Source organism: Sphaerochaeta globosa str. Buddy (genome assembly GCF_000190435.1).
Taxonomy (GTDB): domain Bacteria; phylum Spirochaetota; class Spirochaetia; order Sphaerochaetales; family Sphaerochaetaceae; genus Sphaerochaeta; species Sphaerochaeta globosa.
In genome coordinates, this window is sequence record NC_015152.1 from 41,419 (window position 1) to 60,453 (window position 19,035).

Below are 19,035 nucleotides of genomic sequence, written 5' to 3' on the forward strand. Positions count from 1 at the left end.
TATGCAAGTAATCGACATACTCCAAGAAGCAAAACGGCCTCTTTTCACGTTTGAGCTCGTGCCGCCCCTAAAGGGTGGTGATGCCCAGACGCTGCTCGAAACGGTACGCCAGCTCTCGCTCTTTGAGCCTGCCTACATCAATGTCACCAACCATCAGCAGGAAGTGGTCTACCTCGAGCGGGGCGACGGCCTTTTGGAGCGCCGGACTGTGAGAAAGAGACCGGGGACCATCGCCCTTTCGGCTTTGATCCAATACACGTTCAACATTCCGGTGGTAGCCCACCTGATCTGCGGGGGTATGGACCGTGACGAGCTTGAGGATGCCTTAGTCGAGCTCAACTTTCTGGGAATCGAGAATATTCTTGCCCTTCGCGGCGATCCTCCCAATGCGGAGAAACGGTTTGTCCCGGTCAAGGGCGGCTATGAACACTCCAGCGAATTGGTTACCCAAATCATTAGCTTGAACAAAGGGAACTATTTGGACCAGTCTCTTGAGAATGCCCAGAAGACTCATTTCTGTGTAGGGGTGGCGGGCTATCCGGAGAAGCATGCAGAGGCTCCAAACCTGGAAAATGATTTGGCGATGCTCAAACATAAGGTGGATTGAGGTGCCCAATACATTGTTACGCAAATGTTCTTCGACAACACTGTCTATTACCGTTTTGTAGAGGACTGCAGAAAAGCCGGCATAACCGTTCCCATCATTCCCGGTCTCAAGCCGATCGGCAGCAAACGTGACTTGGCTACCATCCCCCAGACTTTCCATGTCGATATGCCCTCAGAGTTGGTCGAATTGCTCTCCAAGGCAACCAAGCTCTCGGAGATTCGCGAGATCGGAGTGCACTGGTGCTCTCTTCAAACCAAGGATTTGCTTGCACATGGAGTACCCGGAGTACATTTCTATACCCTGGGAAAGGCCGATTCGGTAGCAAACGTAGTTCGTTCCTGCTATTAGCGGCTTCGTACTATCCCGATTTTCGGACAGCGTTCGACTTCCGGGCATTTGCTGCAAAACGGGCTGACCGGGGTGCAGATGAGTTGTCCATACCGTACCAAGAGTTCATTGAGTGGTATCCAGAATCTTCTGGGCATGACGAGTTGCAGCGCTTGCTCTGTCTGTTCGGGAGTTTTTGTCTCCACCCAACCAAGGCGGTTGGCAATCTGATGAACATGACAGTCTACGCAGATGGCATCAATTTGGTAGCCCAGGTTCAGGGTGAGGTTTGCAGTCTTGATGCCCACTCCCGGAAGGGTAAGCAATTCCGCCTGGGTATCCGGAACGTTTGCGTTGTATCTGCTGATCAAGATTTCAGAAATCAATCGGATATTCTTAGCTTTGGTCTTGTAGAACCCTGCAGGGTAGATGGCTTTCTGGATGGCTTCTTCTGCGAGGGAAACCATGGCATACGGGTCTTTGGCAAGCCTGAAGAGCCGCTCGCTTGCAATAAGGGTTACCTCATCCTTGGTTCTTAAGGAGATGAGGGTGGCTATAAGCACCTTATAGGGGTCGTTCTCTCGTTCAGCAATTATCGATACTGAAGGAAGTATGTGGCCTTCGGCCTCGATGGTGCTTCTGAATCGATGAAATAGGGTATCCCAATACTGTTCATCCATGCTCATTCTGGTACCATGCTATGACAAAAAAAGCAACGCTCCCTTGACCTTTTTAAGGTTACGTTCTAGCGTATTTTCATGATAATCGTATTGAAGAAACAAATCAGCGAAATGCAGAAAGAATCCATCAGGTCCTTTCTGGTTGAGAAGGGCTACACCGTCAAGGAAATCGTTGGACAGGAAGAGACTGTCTTCGGTGCGGTCGGGCAGAGTACACTCGACATCCGTGAAGTTGAGTTGCTTGAGGGGGTAGCGAATGTCGTTCCCATCAGCAAGCCCTACAAGCTAGCCTCCCGTGAGCTGAAAAAAGAGGATACCATAGTAACCGTCGGCAAGGTGAAGATTGGTGGCAATCGAATTGCCATTATTGCCGGTCCTTGTGCCGTTGAGTCACGTGAACAGATTATGACCATTGCTGCCTCAGTACGGGAAGCCGGGGCTGTAATCCTGCGTGGTGGTGCCTTCAAGCCCCGTACCAGTCCCTACGCCTTCCAGGGCTTGGGTGAAGAGGGCTTGCGGTATCTCAAGGAAGCAGGTGAGAAATACGGCATGCCGGTAACCACCGAAATCGTCAACCCTTCCGACGCTCCCATGATGACCAAATATATCGATATGTTCCAAATCGGTGCAAGGAACATGCAGAATTTTGAACTGTTGAAGGCTGTCGGAAAAACAGGCATGCCGGTCCTGCTCAAGCGCGGCCTGTGTGCCACGATTGAGGAATGGTTGATGGCAGCCGAATACCTGATGGCTAGCGGTACCGACCAGATTGTGCTCTGTGAACGGGGCATCCGAACCTACGAGAGGGCGACCCGTAATACGTTGGATATCTCAGCCATCCCGGTGGTGCAGAAGATGACTCACCTACCGGTTATCGGCGATCCCAGCCATGCCACGGGCCTACGGGACTTGGTAAGTCCGATGAGCTTGGCCCTGATTGCCAGCGGAGCTTCCGGTCTGATCGTCGAGGTACACAATAATCCCGAAAAAGCCTTCAGTGACGGACCTCAGTCGCTGTATCCCTCCCAGTTTGAAAAGTTGATGCGGGACCTTCAGGCCCTCAGTGCCGTAGTCGGTAAATCCTTGGAACGTATTCCCCGCATGCTTTCAGCCGCACTGTCCGTCAAGACGGAAGCCTCCGTTGCAACCGACCGACTGGTGGTTGCTTTCCAGGGAGAGCGGGGTGCCTACAGCGAGCTTGCCATACGCAGGGCATTTGATGAGTCTACGGATGTGCTTCCCTGCAAATCCTTTTCCGATGTGTTCGAAGCGGTGCTGCAAGGCAAAGTCGCCTATGGGATGATTCCCTTGGAAAACACCTTGGGAGGAACCATTTATGAGAATTTGGACCTGCTTGACCGCCATCAGGCTGTTCAGGTGGTGGGCGAACAGCAGATTCGGATCATCCATAATCTCATCGGCCTCCCCGGCTCGAAGAAGGAGAGCCTTCGCGAAGTCTACTCCCATCCCCAAGGCCTTGCCCAGTGTACTGAATATCTCAACCATGAAATCTCCTATGCCCAGGCTATTCCTTTCTTTGATACCGCTGGAGCGGTTGCCTATGTAAAAGAGACAAAAGATCCCACCAAAGCCGCCATTGCAGGAGCTCCTGCTGCAAAAGTGTATGGGATGGAGATTCTGGCAGAGGGAATTGAGAGCAACCCCCGCAACTACACCCGCTTCTACATTATTTGCCGAGAGGAGCGCAGTGCCGTTTATCGTTCTTCTGCCCCCGTCAACCGTGCCTCGCTCCGATTCACCGTTCCCGATCGCCCCGGTTCCTTATTCTCCGCACTGCTGGTATTGACCAAGCACGGCCTGAACATGAAGAAACTGGAAAGCCGTCCGATTCCGGGTAAGCCATGGGAGTATTCGTTCTTCGTGGAGACTGAACTCGGAGAGACCGGTGCATTTGAGGTGGCATTGGCCGAACTCTCGGAGCTCTGTTTGTCGGTACGGGTGCTTGGGACGTTTACGTCCAACTTGTAACATGGGAAGGCGCTCTACCTTCATTCCCCGATGTCTGGTCATGGGGGTGCTGCTACAAAATCCGGCTCTGCTTGAGCCGGTAACTTCCCGTCTAGAGTCCCTGTATGGTCCGATTCTGTATATCAGCCCGCTAGGCTTGTTCACCTTTACCGATTACTACGACAAAGAGATGGGGACCAAGCCCTATCGGTGTTACCTACGTTTCAAGACGTTGGTCGATCCGGCAAGGTTGAGTGCGATCAAGATAGAGACCAACGCACTTGAGGAGCTGTATCGGGTTGATGAAGGTCGTCGTGTGAATCTCGATCCTGGGTTGCTCTCCCTGGAGAATCTCATACTTGCAACCACCAAGAATCGATCGCATCGCATTCCCCTTATGGACGGCATATATGCCGAGTTGACGCTGCAGTATGAGAACAGCGGGTTCCACGGATTCAGTTGGACCTATGCCGATTATCAGAGTGAGGACGTGAAGCATCTGTTTGTCCTGTTCAGGAAAGCCTACCATGAGCAGCTGAAGCAGGAAGGCTATCTTCGCCCCTAAGGTAGTGTGAAATGGTTAGTATACATCTGCCTGCTCTTTCCCCTATGCGTGAGCTGTGACTCAAATCCCCTGTATGAGAGGCGCATAGACGTTGTGATTGCTGATCAGCATCCTTGGAAGAAGGTCAGCCACCGCCCTCTATGGCATACCCTCGTTGCCACCAACGGCTCAAAAGAGCTGCAGAAGGTATACCTCGAAGGCGGAGTAACGAGCATAAGCACTCCTGTCAAGCGCGATAGACTTACTGTCTTTTGCGCGTATCCGTTGTCGAATCTTTTTCCTTATGGAGGGTTTTACTACCCGGGCTGTGACTTGCCGGTCGTTTTGACCCAGCAACAGGGACAGTTGGCCAGCCTCTTACTGGATGCCTATGCCTACAACGCCCAGGCTATTGAGAATCTCAACGGCAGGCAATTGGCCGACTTGGCCCTGAAGGTTTCGTTGTTGGATACGTCCAATTTGCTCTTGGACCTTCTCAACGGGAAGCTCGATCACGAGAGTATGACTTTGCAGCCTAAGCTTGCTGTTGCGCTTGCAGACCTTCCCTATGGGTATTGGGTCAGCGAACGAGCTGAAGAGCGTTCTTTCTATTTTCTGTGCAACGATACGCACTACCTTGAGGCGGAAGGACTCGTAGAACGCTGGTGGAACCAAGAACAGCAAGTATGTCTGACCCTCTTTGCAGACCTCAAGCAACAGAGATTTTACACTTCTCTTTCCAAGGCGCCGCTCTGGTAGAAAACACCTTCCCTTTTTAGGGATAAACCGATAGAGTTTGGCTATGGAATCCCTTCGAGAACTCTTTCGGATCGGCTATGGCCCTTCCAGCAGTCATACCATGGGACCGCGTGCTGCGGCCACCCATTTCCTTTCGTTGTACCCTCATTACCCCCGCTATGAGGCAGACTTGTATGGCAGTCTTGCAGCTACCGGAAAAGGACATTTGACTGACAAGGCCCTGCGTGAAATTTTTGCAAAATCCGGTAAGGAAGTAGAGATTGTTTGGTATCCCGACAGTGAGAAACCTTTTCATCCCAATGCTCTGACCATCCGCTCCTACAATGAGGCTAATGAAATTGTGCATGAGCAGACGTACTACAGTGTCGGAGGAGGGAAAATTATCGTCGAAGGTGAGCAGGAACAAGCTTCAAAGATAGTCTATCCCAAAGAGTATTCCAGGATGAAACAGATTCTTGAGTATTGCTCGGAGGAAGGCCTGCAGTTATGGGAGTTCGCTCTCCAATTCGAAGGGCCCGGGATTCTGACCTACATCGAAGAGGTTTGGAATGTCATGAGCAGTGCCGTGGAGCGAGGCTTGGACGCTGAAGGAGTACTGCCCGGCGGGCTGAAGCTGCCGCGCAAGGCAAGCCAATACAACTCCAAAGCTACTGAATTCTCCGGTCCGTTGGGAAGTACCGCTTCCGCCTTAAGCTATGCCCTTGCAGTAAGCGAGGAGAATGCCGGCGGTGGCTTGATCGTCACAGCCCCTACGTGCGGCAGCTGCGGCGTCCTTCCCGGAGTCCTCTATTATTTGGCAAAACAGTATAAATTCCCCAAAGTGAAAATACTCAGGGCTTTGCTTACAGCAGGCGTCATCGGCAATGTCGTGAAGACCAATGGGTCGATCAGCGGTGCCGAGGTCGGTTGCCAAGGCGAGATCGGTGTTGCTTGTGCCATGGCAGGAGCTGCCGCAACACACCTGCTGGGAGGCAGCATCTATCAGATTGAATATGCTGCTGAGATGGGCCTTGAGCACCATTTGGGGCTTACCTGCGATCCTATGCGCGGTCTGGTGCAGATACCCTGCATCGAACGCAATGCATTGGCTACCATGCGCTCTCTGGACCACTGCTCCTATGCGTTGCTCGGTGATGGACGGCACAAAGTGAGTTTTGACAGTGTCATTGAAGTGATGATGGAAACAGGACAGGCTCTTCCCTCCCTATACCGCGAGACTTCCAAAGGCGGCTTGGCAAAAGTACTTGGATAAGCTTTGATATGTCACAAGATTAAGTATGATTCTACAATAAATCTATTTTACTATATAAGAAAAAAATACTTCGCTTTATTCCTAGCATGATATGCAAGCAATTTCCTTGGATTTCGATTTTTCCAAGGAAATACCCTACGCGTATAGTTTAACCCTTGACATAGGTTTTTAGCCTAGGCTACTGTACAAAGTAAGTATGAAAATGAGAACAGGGGACTACCAAAGGTCACAAGCTCGCGAGGCGGCATTCTTTAGTATGCTCATAGTCCTGCTATGTCTCTTTGTACCTTCTTCACTCCAAGCAGCCATTACGTTGCAGACACCTTCTACGGATGTTCTTATCGTAGTTGAGCCCATCGCCTCCAATGGAAACGATGGATCCCTTCTTATTCCCATTTGTGACCTAACGTTGGTCGCCAAGCATCCAGGCTTTGGCAGAGTCTTTATCGAACATACCCCTCTTTTGTCTCAAACGGATGTGGTCATGTACCAGTTGGTATCGGAACGAGGGTTGGATTTCGAGCGTTCTGAACCTTTTCTCTATCGTGTACAAGGCCAGTTGCACGAAGAGGTTCCCATCGGTCGGCTCTGGGCTCGCTTGGTGCGCCCCTTGGGCAGCACAAAGACTTTGTGCTTCAGTACGCTCAGGGTAAATCTGGTTCTGGAGAAGTAATCAATACATTCTTTCGCTGCCAATGTTCCAATTCGCCTACAAATAAAAAAAGCCACGTATGAGTTTCCTCGTACGTGGCTGTTTCAGGTGAATTGCTTCTCAGTTACTTTACTACGATGTTCACCAACTTATCAGGAACTACAATCTCTTTGACAATGGTCTTGCCCTCGAGCCAGTTCCTCATCTTTTCATCCTCTTTGGCCATGGACAGGACTTCGTCCTTGCCGAGTCCCTTGGGGACCGTCACCTTTGAACGTACTTTACCGTTTACCTGGAAGACCATCTCGATCTGGTTGTCGATGGTAAATTCCTCACAATATGCAGGCCAAGCTACCGTTGAAAGTCCTCCACTATGGCCAAGCCGTTCCCACAGTTCCTCGGCAAGATGGGGAACATACGGGCCAAGCAGTTTGACCAAGGTTTCTCCAACCTCTCGAGGCAGGATCTCAATCTTGTACAGTTCATTAACCAGTACCATCATTTGGCTGATCGCAGTATTGAAATTCAGGGAATTTGTATCGTACGTGACCTTCTTGATCGACTTATGAAGCGTTCTCTTCAACTCCTCATCAGGCTCTGCATCGGTGATTTCCCGTTCGTCAAAAAGTCTCCAGATTCGGTCGAGGAACCGATACACGCCAACCAAACCGGTGGTGGCCCAAGGTTTTGAGACCTCCAGCGGTCCCATGAACATTTCATACATGCGCATGGAGTCAGCCCCGAATTCGGTGATGATCTCGTCAGGATTGATGACGTTCTTCAAGCTCTTGGACATTTTTGCGATGACCCGTTCCAACGTTTCGCCGGTTGCCTTCTCAATAAAGACATCGGGACTCTGTTCCTCGACCATATCGGTCGGAACCAGACTCTTGTCCTTGCGCTGGAAAGCATAACTGGTGATCATACCCTGGTTTACCAGGCGTTTGAACGGTTCGGAAGTGGAAACCAAACCGAGGTCAAAGAGTACCTTGTGCCAGAATCGGGCATACAAAAGGTGCAGTACAGCGTGCTCGGCGCCCCCGACGTAGAGGTCGACGGGCATCCAGTATGCTTCCATTTCCTTGGAGACGAATTCATTTGCATTTTTTGGGTCGAGATAGCGCAGGTAGTACCAGCAGGAACCCGCCCATTGGGGCATGGTATTGGTTTCGCGTTTTGCTTCCCCGCCGCAAACCGGACAGGAGCAATGGACCCACTCATCAATTTTTGCCAGCGGGCTTTCGCCCGTGCCGCTGGGTTCGTAACTGGTTACTTCAGGCAACAGCAGGGGAAGTTCTTCGATGGGGACGGCAACCGTGCCACAGGTGGGGCAGTGTACCAAGGGGATGGGTTCTCCCCAGTAGCGTTGGCGGCTGAAAATCCAGTCGCGAAGCTTATAGTTGATTGCCTTTGACCCGAGTTTGCGCTCCAAAAGCCAGGCAAGCATCGCCTCGATGGCATCTTCCTTGTTCAGGCCGTCCAGGAAATCACTGTTTACATGAATTCCATCCTCAGTCCAAGCCTGGGTCTGTACATCGACTTCGCTCTTGAGCACTTCAATGATGGGCAGGTTGAATTTCTTGGCAAACTCCCAGTCACGGGTATCGTGGGCGGGAACGGCCATAATGGCACCGGTTCCGTAGCTGATCAATACATAGTCGGCAATCCAAATCGGAATGCGCTTGCCGTTGACTGGGTTGATCGCATAACTGCCGCTGAATACACCAGTCTTGTCCTTGGCCAAATCGGTTCTTTCGAGGTCGCTCTTACGGGCGCTTGCCTCAAGATAGGCCTCAACGGCCGCTTTCTGTCCGACCTTGGTCAGCTGGGAGACAAGCGGATGTTCAGGGGCGACGACCATATAGGTTGCTCCATAGAGCGTATCGGCACGGGTTGTATAGACTTCAAGCTGGGCATCGATTTCATCAACCTTGAAAAATACCGAGGCTCCCTCGCTGCGGCCGATCCAGTTGCGCTGCATGAGCTTGACCGATTCAGGCCAGTCTACACTGTCCAGATCGGATAGCAGCTTGTCTGCGTATTCGGTGATTTTGAGCACCCATTGACGGATATTCTTGCGAACGACGGTCGTTCCGCACCGTTCACACTTTCCATCCTTTACCTCCTCATTGGCAAGACCTGTTTTACACTGGCCGCACCAATTGATCGGGGTGTGGGATTCATAGGCGAGGCCCTTGTTGAAGAGTTGTATGAAAATCCACTGGGTCCAGCGGTAGTAGTCGCTGCTGTGGGTTGAAATCTCGCGGTTCCAGTCATAGCTGAAGCCAAGGCTCTTTATTTGCTTGCGGAAGTTCTCAATGTTCTTCTCGGTGGTTGCCTTTGGGTGGGTACCTGTCTTGATCGCATAGTTCTCCGCCGGCAGGCCAAAAGAGTCGAACCCCATGGGATGGAGCACATTGTAGCCTCTCATCCTGAGGAATCTGCAGTAGATGTCGGTAGCGGTATATCCTTCAGGATGTCCGACATGAAGTCCCGCCCCGGAGGGATAGGGGAACATATCCAGGACATACGCCCGCTTATCCTTGGGGATGCTTGGATCTTCGGTGACGGCAAAAGTCTGATGCTCGTCCCAGTATGCTTGCCATTTTGTTTCTATTTCATGGAAGGGATATTTGCTCATGGGAGCCATCATACCTTTGCATCACGCTTCAGTCAACGCTACAGAAGGGTTCCATCATCGATGGTTGGAGAAAATTCTACAGCCTCCATTCTGTTTCCCTTCATGGAGATGATGCGAAAGGTTCCCGTTGGAGACTGGACAACTTCACCCTCTTGGGGAATGTCACCGGTCAGCTCCAAGACATACGCAGCAACTGTTGAAATTCTCTGCTTCTGATGATCGAGAGGAAGGTCCAGTTCATCAACAAACTGTTGGAATGGGGTGTCGGCCATAACCAGAAAGGTGCCGGGCATCTGCTCGCGCTCGACGATTCTGTCGGGAAACCTCCGTTCATGCTCGTCATAGAGTTCACCGAAGAGCTGCTCGGCTACGTCCTCCATCGTCACAACACCGCTGAAACCGCCGTATTCATCCAAGACTATCGCTTGCTGCAGCTTATCCTTCTTGAACAGGAAAAACACATCGTCCAAATGCATCTGCTCAGGGACGAAAATAGGTTGTCTGAGGATTGAGCTGATGCTCTTGTCCATGCGCTTTTCCAGCTGGGCGCGCAAGATATCGCGAACCAGTACAATGCCGATGATATTCTCCGCGCTCTTGTGAAACACCGGTACACGGCTGAATCCCGACTTCACAATGGAAGGGAATGCATCGCGGATCGTCAATTCATCGCTGATGCAAAACACGTCGGTACGGTGGGTCATGATGGTACGCACCTGTGTCTCGCTGAAGTGGATGGCCCTCTGCATGAGGTCGGACTCATACTGATCCACCAAGCCCTCATTTTCGGCTGCATCCACCATGTGCATCACTCCTTCGGTGGTGATGGACGGCTCTGTATGGGAGGCGAACAGACGAGTGATCAGAGAAGATAAAAGTCTGAGCAGCCAAACTACTGGAAAGAGAAGGATTGAAATAAACCGGATGGGATATGCCATGAAGACGGCTATCCTCATGTTGTGCATCAAGGCGAGTTGCTTGGGGGTAATCTCCCCGAAAATGAGAATCACCAAGGTAAGGATACCGGTGGCATACCCAACCGCTTGGCTTGAAAAGAACTCGATGGCAAACGTGGTCACCAAGGCGGATACGGAAATGTTCACTACATTGTTGCCAACCAAGACTGTAGTAAGCAGGGCATCACGGTCCTGGCTCAGCTTGTAGGCAAGTCTGCTTGAGCGGGTTTTTCGGTTCTCCAGTATCTTCAGTTGTACAAATGAAAGGGAGGTATATGCTGTTTCCATCGCTGAGAATACAGCGGAAAGCAACAGCAGAATTACGATGGCAGTTAGTTGTACTTGCATGTACACCCCCTGCCCACATATAAAAAGAGCGAGTGTTCGTCTGAACACCCTGTACTAGGTAACGGATCATCCATAATGGAATCAGTATACCAAGAGAAATGCATAGCAGGCAAGGGTAAGAATTATACTGAATGCTTTGTAATTCCATCCAGAGCGTTTGATACGTGCAGAATTGAAACCACAGAATGGATAGAAGAAAAAGAATGTGTCCAAACTCAAAAGGAACAGGGTGTAGGGATTAGGAAACAAAAGGAAGACAAGAGAGAGCGAGGTGTTGGAAATCAGGCTCATCCGAGCCAAGTCTTTCGCATGGGTTTTCAGCGACCAATTGCTTCCTTGTATGTAGAGGTTTCCCGGCACGGGAAAAGGAAGGCCCAACAGAAGCGGCAGCAGTAGGGCTGTGAAATAGGCGGTGTCCCATTGTCGATAGACTACCGATTTCTTGCGAACTTTTGCATACACAAGCGCAGGAAAAGTACGTGCCAGCAAGCTTAAAAAGGGTATCGCCAGCCATAGCATTGTATTTTCCCGAGTCAACTGCATCCATGAAACATGAAAAACTGAAAGGAGGTTCCATCCGAAGAGGACAGGCAGAAACAACACCGTGTTTGCGAGAACTCCCCCAAACCAAGCTGGGAGGTTTTCAGGATACGACATCTCTTTTTCCCCATCGAGACGCAGATGCCATAAAAAGTATCCCATATCGAAAAATCGGGAGGCATGCTTCCATACCTTGAAAAGCCCGAAGCGAAAACGTCGTATTTGTGCAACCAACGGAAGACGGGAAAACCCCTCTCTCTGTAGTTGTTTGAAGGAAGCAGGATTGTCACCTTCCACACAACCCGCAACATCGGTGCAGCCCAAACCCTTAAGGAAGGCCAAGGACTCGGATATGAGTTTTCCCGCAAGACCCTTTCCGCGGTGCTTCTCATCGGTGTAGAGCCAACCCAGATATCCCATTTTTACCTGCTTGTTGACCTTGTACACATCTAGATTCAAGCCGGCGACAACCCGACCCTCGTAAAGGACCACCAAGGTGGTGTCGGGGTGAAGAAAAAAAATTGAGGCAAGACTTTTGTCAAAGCAGCGTTGCATGAGGGCCTTTGTTTCGCTTTCCTGCTCTTTCTTCATGGCAGAGATTGTGTAGGTACTCATAGCTGCGGCTCATCAAGGAGAAGAACCATTTCACTTTGCGTGGTGAAATTACTGAAGCCGAGTTCATCCAAGGCTTTGATGGTAAGGCTGTCTTTTTCATCCACATTGAGCATCCGCACTGACTGAGTCGTACAGACGTTGCAACAACCAACAATGGCTTGCTTTATCAGAGATATATCTCTATAGACTGGTTCAATGTTGATTTGGGCTATCGATCCCCGGTTTGGATGATACCAAACGATTCCCCTTCTTGTGTCTTGGTACACAATATCAGAGCACGTATACAGTCCTTCTACAACCGACTCATCACTGTTCTGGTAGGTTGGCTCAAAGCTTGCAGGAACACTATATCCTTGTATGTGATGCTCAAGCAAAACGTTTGATTGTTGGGTGATTTGTGCTTGTTTGATGGAGAAGCATTGAAGGTTTCGACGCATCATAAACCCATGGCTGAGATAGAGGTTTTTTGCCTTGGAGTTGGAGTTGAGGACTTCGAGGACGAACTGTGAGCAACCTCTTGACCGCAGGTGTCCGATTGCATCGTCGATGAGGGTGTGGGAAAGCCCTTTTCCCCGGTACGAGGGAATGATGCCGGTTCCAGCATCGTAGGCAACCCTTCCTCTGCGGCCGATCAGCAGAAAGCCAACCAATTGTCGTTTCTCGAAAAGACCCACCGAGTCCTCGCTGCTGTAAGAGAGGCTTTGCAGGTGGGCCTTCAACGCTTCGAGCGACATGGCCACTGGTAGGTCGTAATCGCTGAACGCCTCATTGAAAACAGGAAGAAGTTCTTCATAGTCAGTATGCTTGAGTGAGGATGTTACCACCATTTTTTTCTCCTGAAATAGATGGCCATACCGCTGACGACCAAAACTGAGCCACCAAGGATTGCATAAAAGCCCCAATAGGCGCTTGTCATCGGCATATGGGCGAAGTTCATACCATACAGACCGGTCAAAAAGGTAAGGGGGATGAAGATTGTCGAGATGATCGTCAGCACCTTCATGATGGCGTTCATCTTCATATCGAGGCTCGAGAGGTATACTTCCATGATTCCTGACATGGTTTCGCGAAGCATATCGCACTCTTCAAAGAGCCACAGGGCATGGTCGTAAATATCACGAAGCAAAAAGTTGGTGTTGCGGTCGAGAAACGGATTTTCAGAGCGTATCAGGGTGGTCAGAATATCCTTAAGGGGGCTGGTCATGCGCCTGAGCCTGAGGATTTCAGCCTTTTGCTGATGGATGGCGGAGGCAGTGGTTTCCTGTGGTTTGGTAATGACCAATTCTTCCAGATTCTCAGTTTTCAGCTCCAGCTCATCGGCCTTGACCAGGTACTGGTCGACCACCCGGTCGATAAGGGCATGCAAGAGGGCGCTGGAAGTGGCACTCTGCAGTTTTGTTGCCGAGGAAAGCTGACGGACTACCGGCTCAAACGATAGATGATTGTATTCTGCAATTGAGAGCACCCAGCCATCACCGAGAAACAGGGTAAGTTGCTGTTCCTGGGTCCCTTGGTGTTCCAGAATGCGCAAGGTGACCGAAAGGTAGGCATCGTATTGGTCGAGCTTAAGCCTCTGGTCGGTGGAAAACACGTCCTCCAGGCTGAGGTTGGCGATTTGAAACTCCTTGGCAATCTTTACGATGGCCTGGATATCCTCAAGGCCTGAGATCTCGACCCAACGGAGGTTCTCCTTCTCGGCTTGCGTATACCCATTTTCCATCCGATAGGAGCCACTTCGGTACATATGGGTATGGATACTGGTCTGCTGAGGCAGGGTATCGCCGACATAGATAAGGCTTCCGGCTGCCAACCCTTCCTTTTTCTTGTGGGCATAGGGATTCACTTTTTTTTCGTGCATGCGTTCTCCTACAAGGTTACCAATCCCAGAATCAGTAACAGTTGGGCAAGTATATACATGGCCATTTCAGTAGTGACGGTACATTGGTGTCGATTCAAACTTCCCATAGCTATCATACCGTCGGAGATGATGAAAGCCAAGGCTCCCAACGAAGCCAGCATTGAACCGGAGCCGAAGCACAGAACCGTCATGGCAAACAGGTTGACCGCATAGAGGATGTATCTGATTTTGAAGGGTGAATATTTCAGGAGTTTGAGCAAATAGAAGAAGGGTGCGAGTACAAGCAGCAATCCGATACCGATGGGCAGCCATTGCAGCGGAGTAAGGAGTATATGCATGGAATAGCAAAGGTGTGCGAGGGCGAAGCTGATCATGCCCAAGGTGAAAGTATTCTTTCTGGATGCCTTGGTAAGAAAGTAATCTCCCACCGTTGCCAATGCCAGTGAGCAGAGCAGCAGAGGCTTTGCACCATTTTTCAGCACATACATCATGAGAAGTGGCATGAGCAGGACCTTGGTCAATGAGCCCAGGTTTTTTAGGCCTTCAGAACGAAGACTCAAGTGTATCAGTGCTAAGCCGATATATAGGAGGAGAATCGTATCCATAGGAGCAGGGTAATATAGCTGGTTTTATATCGCAAGAGCAAAAGTGGATACTATTTTGCCTTACTCAAGGAATTCTGATATAATCCCCAAATATGGCAAAGACAACGTATGATGAATCGAAAATCCAAACGTTAAGTGCGCTGGAGCATATTCGAAAGCGTCCAGGCATGTACATCGGACGGTTGGGGAATGGCACGCATGTCGACGATGGCATTTACATCCTGCTTAAGGAAGTGGTGGACAACAGCGTCGATGAATTCATCATGGGCTATGGCAGCAGAATTCTCATCCGTCGCAAAGAGTGCGAAGTACGGGTGAGGGACTATGGCCGAGGTATTCCTTTGGGTAAGGTGGTCGATTGTGTTTCGATCATCAACACCGGTGCAAAATATAGCGACGATGTTTTCCAATTCTCCGTTGGTTTGAACGGAGTGGGTACGAAGGCGGTCAACGCCCTTTCTTCGCATTTTATGGTCACCAGCTTTCGGGAAGGAAAGTACCACAGTGCTACTTTCTCACAGGGCATATTACTGAAAGAGGAGACTGGGGAGACCAAGGAAGCCGATGGGACAGAGGTGGTGTTCACCCCCGATCCCGAGTTGTTCGGTGATTATGCCTACAACGAGGATTTCATTTTCTCCCGGCTTTGGAGCTATGCCTACCTGAATACCGGTCTTTGTCTCGATTACAACGGCAAAGTCTACAAGTCAGCCCATGGGTTGTTGGACCTGTTGGATAAGGAAGTTGGTACCGAGGGTCTGTATACCATTATTCATTATCAGGCCAAGCAAATGGAATTCGCCCTGACCCACGTGGCGGGTTCCTATGGTGAGAACTATTTTTCCTATGTAAACGGCCAGCATACCACCGATGGGGGAACCCATCAGAGTGCCTTCAAGGAGGGTATTCTCAAAGGTATCAACGAGCATTTCAAGAAGAACTGGGCACCCCAGGACGTCCGTGAGGGAGTGGTCGGAGCCATTGCGGTGAAAGTGAAAGATCCGGTGTTTGAGTCCCAGACGAAAAACAAGCTTTCCAATACCGAAATTCGAACCTGGATTGTGAACGAGGTGCGCGATGCCATCGTGGACTTCCTGCTCAAGAATGCAGAGGAAGCCCAAAAGCTCTATCAAAAGATTATCAACAATGAGGCGCTTCGCAAGGAGCTCAATGAAGTCAAGAAAGGGGCGAGGGAGTCGGCAAAGAAAGTATCGCTGAACATACCCAAGCTCAAGGACTGCAAATACCACCTCGGACAAAGTACCACGCATCCCGATGAGTGCGAACACTCGATGATTTTCCTGACCGAAGGTGACAGTGCCAGCGGAACCATCACCAAAACACGTGATGTCATGACCCAGGCCGTATTCAGCCTCAGGGGTAAGATCGTCAATGTCTACGGCAAAAAGAAAACTGAAATCTATAAGAACGCTGAACTGTATAATATGATGGTTGCCCTGGGAATCGAAAACGGGGTGGAAGGGCTTCGGTATGGCAAAGTCATCATCGCAACGGATGCCGATACCGACGGGTTTCATATCCGAAACCTTCTGATGACCTACTTCTTGACCTATTTTGAGGATTTGGTGTTTGCAGGCAGGCTGTACATCCTGGAGACTCCGCTCTTTCGGGTACGCAACAAAAACCAGACGGTCTACTGTTACAGCGAGCATCAGCGTGACGACGCCACTGCCCAGATCAAGAACAGCGAGGTGACCCGATTCAAGGGCCTTGGGGAGATCGACCCCAAGGAGTTCGGTCAGTTCATCGGTGAGGATATGCGCCTCATTCCTGTCTCGATAGCAGGTATGAATGAGATGCATAAAACCATGGAGTTCTATATGGGTAGCAATACACCCGATAGACGCGAATTCATCATGGAGAATCTGATCTAATGACCCAGGCACACTCAATTTTCAAACGAAATTTTCTGGAATATGCAAGCTATGTCATCAAGGAGAGGGCGATTCCCGACTTAGGTGACGGATTCAAGCCGGTACAAAGGCGTATCATTCACACTCTTTTTGAAATGGATGACGGAAAGTTCCACAAAGTTGCCAATGTGGTGGGTTGGGCTATGCGTTACCACCCGCATGGGGATTCCTCCATTTATGAGGCTTTGGTCAACCTGGCCAACTGCGACCTGTTCATCGAACGACAAGGAAACTTTGGAAACTCTCTTACCGGTGATAGTGCGGCGGCAGCTCGTTATATTGAGTGTCGCTTGCTTCCCTTCGCCAAGAAGGTGTTGTACAACCCTGAACTGACGGAATTTGTCGACTCGTATGATGGAAGAAACCAGGAACCGGTAGTATTCCCGGCGAAGATCCCCGTCGTCCTGATCCAAGGTGTCAGTGGTATTGCGGTAGGTATGAGTACCTACATTCTTCCCCACAACCCATTGGAAGTGCTCGATGCAATGGCGGCTTCCTTGAAGGGGGAGAGCTATCAATTATATCCCGATTTCCTTGGCGGGGGCATTGTTGACGTTGAGGACTATCGCGATGGACGAGGTTCTGTATCGGTTAGGGCCAAGCTCAATACTACTGACCCGAAGCGGATTATTATTGAGGAACTTCCCTATGGCACAACCAGCGAGGCAATGATTCGTTCGGTGGAGGAAGCTGCCAAGAAGGGAAAGCTGAAGATCAGCTCGATCAACGACTACACCGCTGAAAAGGTGAATATCGAAATCAATCTGGCGCGCAACACGTATGCACAGGAGATTGTCGACGCCTTGTATGCCTATACCGATTGCGAGACGAAGCTGTCCATCAACCCGTTGGTGATTCGTGACAACGTGCCGACCATCATGGGGGTGCATGAGATTCTGGATTGGCATGCCCAGCATTTGGTGGTTGTGTTGAAGGCGGAGCTTGAATTGGAGAAAGGCCATCTGCTGGATAAGCTGCATGCCCGAACCCTGGAGCGGATTTTCATAGAGGAACGCATCTACAAACGAATCGAGCAGAAGAAGAGTGCAGAAGAGGTGAACAAGGCGGTCATAACCGGGTTTAAGCCTTTTGAGGAGCAATTGTTCAGGCCTGTAGTGCTTGAGGATGTCGAACGTCTTTTAAAGATTCCCATCAGGCGCATCAGCTTGTTTGATATTGAGAAGAACAGGGAAGAGATTGACCAGATCAATGATACTGTTGCCGAAATCGAGCGAAAGCTTGCAAATCTGATCGGGTATGCTCTTTCCTATATTGCCGAGCTGAAGACGATGCTCGGCATTAAGGAACATCAGCGTAAGACAACCATCAAGACGTTTGAGTTGATCGACGTCAAGGAAGTTGCCGAGCGCAACCTCGCCGTCAAGTACGACCCGGCCAATGGCTATCTCGGGTATGGGGTCAAGACGGGAAACATTCTCTTGGAAGTGAGCACGTTCGACCGTGTCCTGATCATACGCAAGGATGGTACCTATCAGGTCATCGACGCTCCTGAGAAGGAGTTTGTAGGCAAGGGCCTGCTCTATTGCGGATATGCCGAAAAGACCGAGCTGGCCAATCTTGTATTCTCGGTCATCTATCAGGAGAAGACCTACAAGTATCTGTTCCTCAAGCGCTGTCAGATTGTAAGTTACCAATTGAAGAAGGTGTACCCGCTGTTGCCTGAGGGCAACTTCAAGTTGGTCAAGCTCAGTACGTACGCCAATGCCGAATTGACCATCACCTATAAGCCCAAAGCCGGACTGAGGATTCTTGAGGAGAAATTCTATTTCTCCGATTACTTGGTGAAGAATGTGAAGGCCAACGGGGTGAGGATTGCCGTTAAGGAAGTTGCATCACTGAAGTTGCGATCGGTCAAGGAAGTGGTGCACGGCGCAAGTGCCGAACCTACATTGTTCGATGATGAAACACAGGAGGAATGATGGACATCAAGGATAGGATTCTCTATGAGGATAACCATCTGATCATCATCAACAAGCTTTGCGGCGAATTGGTGCAGGGTGATGTAACAGGGGACGAAACATTGGCTGATTTGGTGAAGGAGTACCTAAGGGTGAACTACAACAAGCAGGGCAATGTGTTTCTGGGCATCCCCCATCGCTTGGATCGTCCCACCAGCGGAATTGTTGTCTATGCAAAGACCGAGAAGGCCCTGATTCGACTCAACGAGCTTTTCAAAGGAAGCGCGATGAAGAAGACCTACTGGGCTATCGTCGACCATATGCCCAACCAAACCGAGGGTACGCTGGTCCATTACATCGTGCGCGATACCAAGACCAACAAGAGTGTGGCCCTCTCAGTGGAGAAGAAGGGAGGCAAGCTTGCCAAGCTCGATTACAAGCTGATTTCTGCTTCCAAGAATTACTTCCTCTTGGAGGTCAACCTGCACACCGGACGCCATCATCAGATCAGGGCCCAGTTTGCTGCCATCGGCTTGCATATCAAGGGCGACCTCAAGTATGGGGCGGCACGGTCCAACCCCGATGGTGGAATATGCCTGCATGCCCGCTCCATTTCCTTCACGCATCCGGTGAAGAAGGAGCAGATCACCCTCACAGCCCCACCGCCCGATGATGCTCTTTGGAATGCATTTGTTTCAGAAGGGCACTGAAAATTTTTACCGTTAGCGGCAGAAATTTTCAATGATGGTTCTTTTTCATCAATAACAATCACGTACTTAGCCACTAATCCATCCTCTCACAGGGGTGGATTCTTTTTCTTGACAGATTGA

General features: G+C 50.3%; 15 protein-coding genes and 1 pseudogene. 9 read left to right on the forward strand and 7 right to left on the reverse strand.

The features are described from left to right. Window position 1: 1 nt before the first annotated feature. Window positions 2-955, forward strand: a pseudogene (gene metF / locus SPIBUDDY_RS16355) (methylenetetrahydrofolate reductase [NAD(P)H]). On the opposite strand, the gene SPIBUDDY_RS00180 reads toward metF, so the two are convergent. Then, window positions 952-1,620: an endonuclease III domain-containing protein gene (locus SPIBUDDY_RS00180; RefSeq protein ID WP_245523787.1), complete on the reverse strand. Its 669-nt coding sequence runs from the start codon at window positions 1,618-1,620 to the stop codon at window positions 952-954. The pseudogene metF and the gene SPIBUDDY_RS00180 sit on opposite strands and share 4 nt — an antisense overlap. A gap of 72 nt (window positions 1,621-1,692) precedes the next feature. Between SPIBUDDY_RS00180 and aroF the strand changes: the two genes are divergently transcribed. The 5 genes from aroF to SPIBUDDY_RS00205 all read left to right on the forward strand — a co-directional run bounded on the left by aroF (window position 1,693) and on the right by SPIBUDDY_RS00205 (window position 6,810). Then, window positions 1,693-3,603 (forward strand): 3-deoxy-7-phosphoheptulonate synthase, encoded by a 1,911-nt coding sequence (gene aroF / locus SPIBUDDY_RS00185; protein ID WP_013605735.1) that lies wholly within the window; start codon window positions 1,693-1,695, stop codon window positions 3,601-3,603. Window position 3,604: 1 nt separating this feature from the next. After that, window positions 3,605-4,147 carry a DUF4416 family protein gene (locus SPIBUDDY_RS00190; RefSeq protein ID WP_013605736.1) on the forward strand — a complete coding sequence of 181 codons (543 nt, stop codon included), beginning with the start codon at window positions 3,605-3,607 and terminating at the stop codon, window positions 4,145-4,147. A gap of 48 nt (window positions 4,148-4,195) precedes the next feature. Continuing rightward, window positions 4,196-4,885, forward strand: coding sequence for a hypothetical protein (locus SPIBUDDY_RS00195; protein WP_172634173.1), 690 nt, complete (start codon window positions 4,196-4,198; stop codon window positions 4,883-4,885). 43 nt (window positions 4,886-4,928) lie between these two features. Beyond that, the gene (locus SPIBUDDY_RS00200; protein ID WP_013605738.1) at window positions 4,929-6,137 is read left to right on the forward strand and encodes an L-serine ammonia-lyase; all 1,209 of its coding nucleotides are present in this window, start codon (window positions 4,929-4,931) and stop codon (window positions 6,135-6,137) included. A 196-nt stretch (window positions 6,138-6,333) separates the two neighbouring features. Beyond that, on the forward strand, window positions 6,334-6,810 hold the full coding sequence (locus SPIBUDDY_RS00205; RefSeq protein ID WP_155816017.1) for a hypothetical protein: 477 nt from the start codon (window positions 6,334-6,336) through the stop codon (window positions 6,808-6,810). A gap of 103 nt (window positions 6,811-6,913) precedes the next feature. Here the strand turns inward: SPIBUDDY_RS00205 and leuS are convergent, their stop codons facing one another. The 6 genes from leuS to SPIBUDDY_RS00235 form a co-directional block, all read right to left on the reverse strand. Further along, window positions 6,914-9,430, reverse strand: coding sequence for a leucine--tRNA ligase (leuS, locus tag SPIBUDDY_RS00210; protein ID WP_245523788.1), 2,517 nt, complete (start codon window positions 9,428-9,430; stop codon window positions 6,914-6,916). Between the two features lie 38 nt (window positions 9,431-9,468). After that, window positions 9,469-10,734: a hemolysin family protein gene (locus SPIBUDDY_RS00215; protein ID WP_013605741.1), complete on the reverse strand. Its 1,266-nt coding sequence runs from the start codon at window positions 10,732-10,734 to the stop codon at window positions 9,469-9,471. A gap of 81 nt (window positions 10,735-10,815) precedes the next feature. Beyond that, window positions 10,816-11,889, reverse strand: coding sequence for a GNAT family N-acetyltransferase (locus SPIBUDDY_RS00220; RefSeq protein ID WP_013605742.1), 1,074 nt, complete (start codon window positions 11,887-11,889; stop codon window positions 10,816-10,818). Continuing rightward, window positions 11,886-12,716, reverse strand: coding sequence for a GNAT family N-acetyltransferase (locus tag SPIBUDDY_RS00225; protein WP_013605743.1), 831 nt, complete (start codon window positions 12,714-12,716; stop codon window positions 11,886-11,888). Before SPIBUDDY_RS00225 ends, SPIBUDDY_RS00220 begins: the two co-directional genes overlap by 4 nt. Then, window positions 12,707-13,747 (reverse strand): magnesium/cobalt transporter CorA, encoded by a 1,041-nt coding sequence (corA, locus tag SPIBUDDY_RS00230; RefSeq protein ID WP_013605744.1) that lies wholly within the window; start codon window positions 13,745-13,747, stop codon window positions 12,707-12,709. Before corA ends, SPIBUDDY_RS00225 begins: the two co-directional genes overlap by 10 nt. Window positions 13,748-13,755: 8 nt before the next feature. Continuing rightward, window positions 13,756-14,352 carry a lysoplasmalogenase family protein gene (locus tag SPIBUDDY_RS00235; protein WP_013605745.1) on the reverse strand — a complete coding sequence of 199 codons (597 nt, stop codon included), beginning with the start codon at window positions 14,350-14,352 and terminating at the stop codon, window positions 13,756-13,758. A 92-nt stretch (window positions 14,353-14,444) separates the two neighbouring features. Here SPIBUDDY_RS00235 and SPIBUDDY_RS00240 point away from each other — a divergent pair, with 92 nt between their 5' ends. From SPIBUDDY_RS00240 to SPIBUDDY_RS00250, 3 genes are read left to right on the forward strand one after another with little or no spacing between them, the layout of a single operon-like run. Next, a complete protein-coding gene (locus SPIBUDDY_RS00240) occupies window positions 14,445-16,247 on the forward strand; it encodes a DNA topoisomerase IV subunit B (RefSeq protein WP_013605746.1) in 1,803 nt (600 codons plus the stop codon). After that, window positions 16,247-18,226 carry a DNA topoisomerase IV subunit A gene (locus SPIBUDDY_RS00245; RefSeq protein ID WP_013605747.1) on the forward strand — a complete coding sequence of 660 codons (1,980 nt, stop codon included), beginning with the start codon at window positions 16,247-16,249 and terminating at the stop codon, window positions 18,224-18,226. The genes SPIBUDDY_RS00240 and SPIBUDDY_RS00245 overlap by 1 nt, the downstream gene beginning before the upstream one ends. Beyond that, entirely contained in the window at window positions 18,226-18,915 is a 690-nt protein-coding gene (locus tag SPIBUDDY_RS00250) for an RluA family pseudouridine synthase (RefSeq protein WP_013605748.1), read from the forward strand. Before SPIBUDDY_RS00245 ends, SPIBUDDY_RS00250 begins: the two co-directional genes overlap by 1 nt. Window positions 18,916-19,035 lie beyond the last annotated feature (120 nt).

Coding starts and splice junctions, on each gene's coding strand:
- SPIBUDDY_RS00180 (WP_245523787.1), bottom strand. CDS start 1,620: ATGAGCATGGATGAACAGTATTGGGATACCCTATTTCATCGATTCAGA.
- aroF (WP_013605735.1), top strand. CDS start 1,693: ATGATAATCGTATTGAAGAAACAAATCAGCGAAATGCAGAAAGAATCC.
- SPIBUDDY_RS00190 (WP_013605736.1), top strand. CDS start 3,605: ATGGGAAGGCGCTCTACCTTCATTCCCCGATGTCTGGTCATGGGGGTG.
- SPIBUDDY_RS00200 (WP_013605738.1), top strand. CDS start 4,929: ATGGAATCCCTTCGAGAACTCTTTCGGATCGGCTATGGCCCTTCCAGC.
- SPIBUDDY_RS00205 (WP_155816017.1), top strand. CDS start 6,334: ATGAAAATGAGAACAGGGGACTACCAAAGGTCACAAGCTCGCGAGGCG.
- leuS (WP_245523788.1), bottom strand. CDS start 9,430: ATGAGCAAATATCCCTTCCATGAAATAGAAACAAAATGGCAAGCATAC.
- SPIBUDDY_RS00215 (WP_013605741.1), bottom strand. CDS start 10,734: ATGCAAGTACAACTAACTGCCATCGTAATTCTGCTGTTGCTTTCCGCT.
- SPIBUDDY_RS00220 (WP_013605742.1), bottom strand. CDS start 11,889: ATGAGTACCTACACAATCTCTGCCATGAAGAAAGAGCAGGAAAGCGAA.
- SPIBUDDY_RS00225 (WP_013605743.1), bottom strand. CDS start 12,716: ATGGTGGTAACATCCTCACTCAAGCATACTGACTATGAAGAACTTCTT.
- corA (WP_013605744.1), bottom strand. CDS start 13,747: ATGCACGAAAAAAAAGTGAATCCCTATGCCCACAAGAAAAAGGAAGGG.
- SPIBUDDY_RS00235 (WP_013605745.1), bottom strand. CDS start 14,352: ATGGATACGATTCTCCTCCTATATATCGGCTTAGCACTGATACACTTG.
- SPIBUDDY_RS00240 (WP_013605746.1), top strand. CDS start 14,445: ATGGCAAAGACAACGTATGATGAATCGAAAATCCAAACGTTAAGTGCG.
- SPIBUDDY_RS00245 (WP_013605747.1), top strand. CDS start 16,247: ATGACCCAGGCACACTCAATTTTCAAACGAAATTTTCTGGAATATGCA.
- SPIBUDDY_RS00250 (WP_013605748.1), top strand. CDS start 18,226: ATGGACATCAAGGATAGGATTCTCTATGAGGATAACCATCTGATCATC.